The organism is Arthrobacter sp., from assembly GCF_031988865.1.
Classification (GTDB): domain Bacteria; phylum Actinomycetota; class Actinomycetes; order Actinomycetales; family Micrococcaceae; genus Arthrobacter_B.
The window spans coordinates 19,120-27,597 of the sequence record NZ_DALZXY010000043.1; the positions used below are offsets into that span (position 1 = coordinate 19,120).

The window sequence follows — 8,478 nt, forward strand, 5'->3', positions numbered from 1 at the left end:
CCTGCTGCAGACCATCCCGGCCCTCCTTCGCCAGGATGTCCCCCGAACCCCGACCTCGGACGCCACCGCCGGCACTTCCACACCAAGCCCTAGCGGAATCAGTGCCAGCCTCACGGTAAGCCGGCTGAGCATCGGCGAGCGCAGCATCAACCTGCTCATCACCAATGGCACGGAGCAGGACCTGGCTATTACCGCCGCCAGCCTGGCCACCCCCTGGTACAGCGGCCCGGCGGTCTGGGTTCCGGCGGACGGCGACGGCACCACCCTCCGCCCCGGGGCCAGCATTTCCCTGCCGGCCGCACTACCCGCCGCCGTGTGCGATCAGAGTACCGAGGGCGATCAGGATACCGAGGGCGCTCAGGGTCCGGGCGGGCTGGACACCCCTGCCGCCGTCCGGCTGACACTCGCTGACGGGACCGAGCACGAGCTGCCGGCACCTGACCCCTATTCCTCCCTGACCGGGGCCCACAACCAGGACTGCCTGCAGCAGTCGATGGACGCGGTCGCCGCCATCACGCTGCCCGCTGGCCTCGAGGTGTCCGCCGACGGCCGGAGCGCCGTCGTCAATATTGCCGTGACGCCTATGGGCGGAGACGGAAACATGATCCTGGAAGCTATTGGCACCACCACGCTGATCACCGAAGCCCCGGGAAACCCATGGCCGCGGCAGGTGCGAATTGCCGGCAGCGACGCGCCGTCCGTACTGGAGCTGCAAATTGTTCCGATGCGCTGCGACGCCCATGCACTGGCTGAAGACAAGGTCGGGACGCGGCTGCCGCTGGACATTACCGCCGGAACTTACGGTGGGCAGGTGCGGCTGGATCCTCCGCGGGAATTTACCGCTTCGGTGTACGAATTCGTACGCGCAGCCTGCCTGGAGCAGGGCGGGTAGATTACACGCAGATCACGCCATTGTGATCTGCGTTACAGGTGATGCTACCCGTGCTGCTGAGGAAAGGCTAAACCGGGACACGCCCCCCGTCGCTCAGCTGCGGCTCTCGGCGGCGTCGGGAGGTGTCAGCGCTGCGTGAGACGATGAATTTATGCCCGCGACCATGCCCCTCGTCGATGTCACCGACATCATCCGCGTGGTCGGCGGCACTGCCTTCCAGCGGGGACAAAGCTATGCCAAGGGTGGAGCCGTCGAGTCCTTGGACTGGGACGCCCCGGGCAGTGTGCTGCGCGCCCGCGTCCGCGGTCATGCCAATACTCCCTACAACACCATGCTGGTCCTGGATGCCAAGCGGCAGGGCGACTACCGCCTCGCGGACAATCACTGCAGCTGTCCCGTGGGCTACGACTGCAAGCACGTCGCTGCAGCCGCCCTGCAGAGCAACATTGAGCACCTGATCGGCCGGCAGGAGCTGCGCAGCGCTGCTGACACCCCGGTGGTGCCAGCCTGGCAGCAGTCGCTGCAGCATCTGCTCGAGGGCGCCGCCGGCAGCGAGCCGCGGCAAATCACTCCCCTGGGGCTGCAGTTTGAACTGCGGAGGCGGGACGGCAGTGCCAGCGGTGTCTGGGGTCCGCCGGCGTCCCGGCGCGGCACCCGGGCTCCGGCCTGGCGGCTGGGGGTCCGGCCCGTGGTGCGCAATGCCCGGGGCGCCTGGGTGAAGAACAACCTGGCCTGGACCAATCTGGCCTACCAGACCTACGGCCTGAAACTGGATCCGGACCAACACCGCTGGTTCTCCCAGTTCCCGGCCCTGCACCGCTCCAATGGCGTGACCTACTTTGGCCAAAATGACTCCTGGCTCTACCTCGACGACTTCGCCAACCCGCTCCTGTGGCAGCTCTTGGAGGAAGCCCAGCGGCTCGGTGTGGAATTCGTCGGCACTAAAAAGGACATCACAGTGCAGCTCGGATCCGAGGCCGTCCTGGCCCTCGATGTACGAGCCACCGCGCCGGGCGGGTCCGCCCCCTTGCAGCTGCTGCCGAGCCTGGAAATCGACTCCCAGCCATACCCGTTGGACACTGCCGGCGTCATCGGCAGTCACGGCCTGTACGTCCGGTCGGCCAACGGGACCATCCTGCTGGCACCAAGCCAGCGGTCCCTGACCGAGCAGGACCGCGCCCTCCTCGCCGGCAACGCACCGGTGACCATCCCCCAGGCAGACACCGCACTGTTCCTCGAAAAGTTCTATCCCAAGCTCCGTCAGGTGCTGCCGGTGACTAGCAGCGATGAGTCAGTGCACTTCCCGGAAGTCGAGCCGCCGCTGCTCGTCCTGACCGCCGCGTTCCAGCCCGAGGATGAGCTGGTTCTCAGCTGGGACTACGAATACCGGCAGGGCACCAGCGTGCAGCGGGTTCCACTGGACCGCCGGCCCGCAGGCACCGACCCCGCAGCCCGGGACCTCGGCGCCGAAGCCGAGCTCGTTGCCGGTGCCGCGAGGGTGCTGGGAAAGGATCCGCGCAACACCGTGCTGCATGAGATCGACACCGCTGAGTTCAGCGAATACGTCCTTCCGAAACTGCAGAAGACCGATGGCATCCGCGTGGACATCCTCGGCGAGCGGCCGGACTACCGGGAACTGACGTCGGTCCCGAAGCTGAAGATCACCACGGTGGAGACCGAGCGCCGGGACTGGTTCGACCTCGCGGTGATGATCACCGTGGACGGCCGGCAGGTGGCGTTCGCCGACGTCTTCAAGGCCATCGCCAAGGGCAAAACCAAGCTCAAGCTGGTGGACAACACGTATATGTCCTTGGACCGGCCGGAGTTCGAACAGCTTCATGCCCTGATCGAAGAGGCGCAGGCACTGCAGGAATGGGACACCGGCGCGCTTTCGATCAGCCGGTACCAGGCCGGACTGTGGGCGGAACTGGAAGAACTGGCGGAGGAGACCGAGCAGGCCGCCGCCTGGAAATCCTCGGTCAGCGGCCTGCTGGAACTCGAATCCGTGGACCCGGTGCCGCTCCCGGCAGGATTGAAAGCCGAGCTGCGCCCGTACCAGGTTCAGGGTTACAACTGGCTGGCCTTCCTCTGGGACCACGGACTCGGCGGGGTTCTCGCGGACGATATGGGCCTGGGCAAAACACTGCAGACCCTCGCCCTGATCGCCCGGGCACGCGAGACCCAGGCAGCGGACAGCTCGGGCAGCACACCGGAACGCCGGCCCTTCCTGGTTGTGGCCCCGACGTCCGTGGTGCCGAACTGGATCTCCGAAGCGGCGCGCTTCACCCCCGGCCTGCGGACCGTCGCGGTCACCGATACCAGCACCAAGTCCCGCCGGAAACTCGCAGACGTAATCGACGGCGCGGACATTGTGGTGACCTCCTACGCCATTTTCCGGCTCGACTTCGCCGCCTACCGGTCCCAGGACTGGGATGGGCTGATCCTGGACGAGGCGCAGTTCGTCAAGAACCGCACCACGCGGGCCAACCAGTGCGCCCGGGAACTTCCCGCCCCGTTCAAGCTCGCGATCACCGGCACCCCGATGGAGAACAACCTCATGGAACTGTGGTCCATGTTCGCCATCGTGGCACCGGGATTGTTCCCCTCCGCCCGGAAGTTCGCCGAGGAGTACCAGCGACGGATTGAAAAGTCCCAGGACATGGAGCTGCTGGGCCGGCTGCGCCGCCGGATCAAGCCGCTGATGCTGCGCCGTACCAAGGAAGCCGTGGCCTCCGACCTGCCGGCAAAGCAGGAGCAGGTCCTGGAAGTGGAACTGAGCCCCAAGCACCGGAAGATCTACGAGACACACCTGCAGCGCGAGCGCCAGAAACTGATGGGCCTGCTCCAGGACATGGACCGGAACCGGATGATCGTCTTCCGCTCGCTGACGCTGCTGCGCATGCTCAGCCTCGACGCCTCACTGGTGGACGCGGAGAACCAGGGTGTTCCCTCCGCCAAGCTCGACGCCCTGCTGGAGCAGCTGGAGGACGTAACGGCGGAGGGGCACCGCGCGCTGGTCTTCAGCCAGTTCACCTCCTTCCTCAAACTCGCGGCCCAGCGGCTCGAAGCCGCCGGCATTCCCTATGCGTATCTGGACGGGTCCACCCGGAGCCGGGCGGACGTGATTTCCGGATTCAAGGACGGCGAAGCTCCGGTCTTCCTCATCAGCCTCAAGGCCGGCGGGTTTGGCCTGAACCTCACCGAAGCGGACTACGTTTTCCTGCTGGACCCCTGGTGGAACCCGGCCACGGAAGCGCAGGCCGTGGACCGCACCCACCGGATCGGGCAGACCCGGTCCGTGATGGTCTACCGGATGGTGGCCCGCGGGACCATCGAGGAGAAGGTCATGGCTCTGAAGGAACAGAAAGCCGCCCTGTTCTCCTCGGTCATGGACGACGACGCCGTCTTCAGTTCCGCCCTGACCGCCGAGGACATTCACTCGCTGCTGCAGTAACGCCCTGCTGCGGACATGACCATGACCGGGATGCTCCGGCCATTCCCAGCATCGGGTTCGGTTTGTACAGTGGGGGGATGGCTACCCAGGAACGTCCCATAGGCTTTTGGCTCAAACTGGTGGATCAGCTGGTCGATGAACAGTACGGCGCGAGCTTCGAGGAACACGGTGTCACCCGCCGGCAGTGGCAGATGATGAACATGCTGACCAACGGGCCTGCCACGGAAAAGGAGCTCTCGGACCAGCTCCGCCCCTTCTTCCCGCCCGTTGAGGCAGGCACGTCCAAGGAGCTGATCGACGAACTTGCCGAGAGCGGCTGGGTCGCGGTGCAGGACGGCGAGTATGCGCTGACCGATCTGGGTTCGCGCAGCCTGGAAAACCTGCGAGGCGCCGTCGAACGCATCCGGGAGCAGCTCACCTCGGAAGTATCCGAAGAGGAATACGACGCACTGGTGGGCGTGCTGCAGCGGATGGCCGGCAATCTCGGCTGGAGTGAACCCCGCGGCACAATGGACGCAGACACACCTGGACTTTAAAAACCCCGGCCTCTAAAACCGGCCCTGCACCGGTAGGCTCCCCTCTATGCACGAGGGACCCGCTGTCCCCGATTGGTCCGGGGGCGGGCTACTGGCGCTACCTTCCCGACGACGACGGCGGCACCCGGTTCATCACCGGCTATCACTTTTCGCCGGGCTGGGGTCGGCTCGGCACCTGGCTGGATAAACCGCTCATTCGCCCGCTGCTCGGCTGGGCCACCGCCTGGAGCTTCGACCGGCTGCGGTTGTGGGCCGAGGATGGGCTGGATCCGCGTTGCACCCGCAACCGCTGGCTGCTCGACGGCGGCGTCCGCCTGGGCCTGGTGTCAGCGGGCCTGGCGGCGTTGCTGCGTAACCCGGGACCGGCAACCTTCCTGGCCGCGCTGACCGCTGCCGCCGCTGCAGGCCTGGTCCCCCGGCATTGGAGTATTCCGCGGGCAGCCCGCTGCCTGCGCCGGCCACCCGATCGAAGCGCTGGCCAGGCCCCGTCGGCTCTTGCATCCTTGGCGGAACCGGCATGAGCGGGCTGCCGGACGGCGGGTCCACTGAGGCCCGGTCCATGTTCGCCCAGGCCCTGGGATCCGACTTTGATCGGCTGCACCCGATGCTGCAGCGGCGCTTCGGCGTGGATCCTGCCGCCGGCTACGCCTGTGTGGGCACCGGCGTGTTTTCCGAGGTGCGTCGGGGCGCCTGGTGGACGGTGCCCTTCCTGAAGTTCGGTGCCTACCGGAACATCCTTTTCCCCGAACGCGGCGCCAACGTCCCGTTCACCATCGAGAACTACCCCTACACAGACGGGTTCGGACGGCCGACCGTCACTTTTACCCGGACCCTGGAGGTCCATCCCGGAAAGCCCCGCCGCTTTGACGCGACCATGGTGTTCAGCGATACCCGCGGCACAGTGGTGGATTATCTCGGCAGCCACCAGCACCTGGCCACGGACCTGCAGCTTGCTGTCCGGGAAGACGGTTCGCTGCATCTGCGCTCCACGGCGCTGCGCTTCTACGAGGGGCCGGTGCAGTTCACCGTCCCGCGGTTCCTGACCGGATCAGCGGACCTCTACGAGGCCTACGACGACGAGCGGCAGGTTTACACGATCCAGCTGCAGGTGCGGAATCCGCTGTTCGGGTTCCTTTTCGGCTACCGCGGAGAGTTCACCTGCGCGTTTCCGTCTGTCACCGGCGCGGAGGTGCCGGCCGGGCTCAAGCCCCTCCGGGAGGAACTGCGGAACTAGTGCCCCGGGACAGGTGACGCATCAGCGTGCGGGCCGTGCCGTCGTCGAGCACCAGGTCCGTGATCACGCCGGCCCGCAGCGCTGCGAGCAGTCCCGGCACCTTGTGATCTCCCGAGACTACGCATAGCCGGCGGGGAATTTGCTTCAGCTCCTGCGGGGTGGGCCCGGAGGCGCGGCGGTTCAGTCCGATGTCCGCATAGCTGCCGTCCTCGCGCAGGAACACCGTACACACATCGCCCACCACACGATGCGCGGCGAACTCGCGGAACGCGTCCTCGGTGAGGTAGCCACCGCTGTACACCTCCGAGGGCGAGGGCCCCTGGAAAGCGCCGACGCTGAACACCGCCAGATCCGCCTCGGCCCGCACCGCCAGCACCCGCCGTACCGTGGATTCCTGCCACATCAGCTCCCTTGTCCGTTCGTCGTCGAAGAAGGCAGGTGCGGGAAACTGGATCAGCGCGGCGTCAAAGGAGGCCGCCATCCGTGGCAACAGTCCGGGCGAGGCATTCAGCTGTGCCGACCGGGCGCTCACCGCCCCGTTCATCTGCACCACGGTCGCGTCCCGGGTCAGCTTCGGCTGGAGCGCAGCCGCGACAGCCGACGTCGTCGTGCCCCAGGCCACCGCCATGGTCATCCCGTCGGTGAACCAGTCGTGGATCAGCACCGCTGCGTGCCGGGCAGCGGCCTCAAGCCGTTTGGTGTTGGACGCCGTAGCCGGTGCCGCAGCCAGATAGGCGGTCACACCAAAGGATTTCAGCAGGCTTCGCACCAGCTCGCTGCGCGTGTCCACCGGCGCCGAGAGGGTGATCCGGACGATGCCCCGCTCCCGCGCTGCCTGCAGCATCCGCGAGACGGTGGAGCGGGAGACATTGAACCGTTCCGCGACCGCCTCCATCGTGGCGCCCTGGATGTAGTAAAGCTCTGCTGCCCGGTACAGATCAGAATCTTCGTGCATGGCTTCTCCCTCGACTGTGCACGTCCGTTCATCTACGTTGATCGTACTCCCAGCTGGGGCCTAATGTTCGACGAAGACTCCGGGCCCACAGGTCCGGCCCGCAAGCGAAAGGCCGCCACATGACAACTCGACTGCCCTCCACCGGGAACCGCGACGCCGTCCTGGACGAGCTCGTCGAGGGTCCCGAACTCGATGTCCTCGTCGTCGGAGGCGGGGTGACCGGCGCCGGCATCGCCCTGGATGCCGTCTCCCGCGGCCTGCGCACCGCCATCATCGAAGCCCAGGACTGGGCCGGCGGCACCTCCCAGTGGTCTTCCAAGCTGGTCCACGGCGGACTGCGCTACCTGCAGCAGCTGGACTTCAAGCTGGTAGCGGAGGCGCTGCGCGAGCGTGAGCTGCTGCTCGATTCGCTGGCCCCGCACCTGGTCAAGCCCGTGCCATTCCTCTACCCCATCACCCACCGCGGCTGGGAGCGCCCCTACGTCGCCGCCGGCATCGGCCTCTACGACACCCTGGCGCACGTCGGCGCCAAGAACGCCACCATGCCTATCCAGCGTCACCTCGGTATGAAGGGTGTCAAAGAGGCCTTTCCCGATATCAAGGAAGGCACCATGGTCGGTGCCATCAAGTACTGGGACGGCAAGGTTGACGACGCCCGCCTGGTCCTGACCCTGGTACGCACCGCCGCGCGTCTGGGCGCCAAGGCGATCACCCGTGCCAAGGCAATCTCCTTCCCGCAGGATGCCTCCGGCCGGGTGTCCGGCGCCGTCGTCCGCGACCTGGAGACCGGCCGTGACCGCACCATCCGCGCCAAGACCGTGATCACCGCGACCGGCGTATGGACCGAAAAAACCCAGGACCTGGCCGGCGCCGACGGCGGACTGAAGGTACTTGCGTCCAAGGGCATCCACATCATTGTGCCGCGCGAGCGGATCTCCGGGGAATCAGGTCTGATCCTGCAGACCGAGAAGTCCGTGCTGTTTGTGATTCCGTGGGAGCGCTACTGGATTATCGGCACCACCGACACTCCGTACCACCAGGAACTGTCGACGCCGGTGGCCACGAGCGCGGACATCGACTACGTCATCGAGCACGCCAATGTGGTGCTGGACAAGCCGCTGACCCGCGACGACGTGATTGGCACGTACGCCGGCCTGCGCCCGCTGCTGCAGCCGGGCACTAAGGGCGACGAACAGTCCACCAAGATCTCCCGCGAGCACACCGTCACCGAGGTCTTGCCTGGTCTGGTCGCGATCGCCGGCGGCAAGCTCACCACCTACCGGGTCATGGCCGAGGACGCCGTGGACTTGGCCCTGGGCGCCCGCGCCAAGGAGCTTCCCTCGGTCACGGCCAAGACCCCGCTGCTGGGTGCCGACGGCTATCTGCCGCTGACCCGCCAGGCCGCCT

7 protein-coding genes are annotated in these 8,478 nt (G+C 66.6%); 6 read left to right on the forward strand and 1 reads right to left on the reverse strand.

The window, feature by feature from the left end:
• The 5 genes from RTN46_RS09535 to RTN46_RS09555 form a co-directional block, all read left to right on the forward strand.
• On the forward strand, positions 1-892 hold an 892-nt coding region (locus RTN46_RS09535; protein WP_312180855.1), incomplete at its 5' end, for a hypothetical protein.
• 151 nt (positions 893-1,043) lie between these two features.
• A complete protein-coding gene (locus RTN46_RS09540; protein ID WP_312180856.1) occupies positions 1,044-4,346 on the forward strand; it encodes a DEAD/DEAH box helicase in 3,303 nt (1,100 codons plus the stop codon).
• A gap of 77 nt (positions 4,347-4,423) precedes the next feature.
• A complete protein-coding gene (locus RTN46_RS09545) occupies positions 4,424-4,882 on the forward strand; it encodes a MarR family winged helix-turn-helix transcriptional regulator (RefSeq protein ID WP_066301588.1) in 459 nt (152 codons plus the stop codon).
• Between the two features lie 245 nt (positions 4,883-5,127).
• Entirely contained in the window at positions 5,128-5,403 is a 276-nt protein-coding gene (locus tag RTN46_RS09550; protein WP_312180860.1) for a hypothetical protein, read from the forward strand.
• Positions 5,400-6,116 carry a DUF4166 domain-containing protein gene (locus RTN46_RS09555; RefSeq protein WP_312180862.1) on the forward strand — a complete coding sequence of 239 codons (717 nt, stop codon included), beginning with the start codon at positions 5,400-5,402 and terminating at the stop codon, positions 6,114-6,116. The genes RTN46_RS09550 and RTN46_RS09555 overlap by 4 nt, the downstream gene beginning before the upstream one ends.
• Here RTN46_RS09555 and RTN46_RS09560 read toward each other — a convergent pair.
• Positions 6,085-7,071 (reverse strand): sugar-binding domain-containing protein, encoded by a 987-nt coding sequence (locus tag RTN46_RS09560; protein WP_312180863.1) that lies wholly within the window; start codon positions 7,069-7,071, stop codon positions 6,085-6,087. The two genes, RTN46_RS09555 and RTN46_RS09560, sit on opposite strands and share 32 nt — an antisense overlap.
• A gap of 119 nt (positions 7,072-7,190) precedes the next feature.
• Between RTN46_RS09560 and RTN46_RS09565 the strand changes: the two genes are divergently transcribed.
• The coding region (locus RTN46_RS09565) for a glycerol-3-phosphate dehydrogenase/oxidase (RefSeq protein WP_312180864.1) at positions 7,191-8,478 on the forward strand (1,288 nt) is incomplete at its 3' end.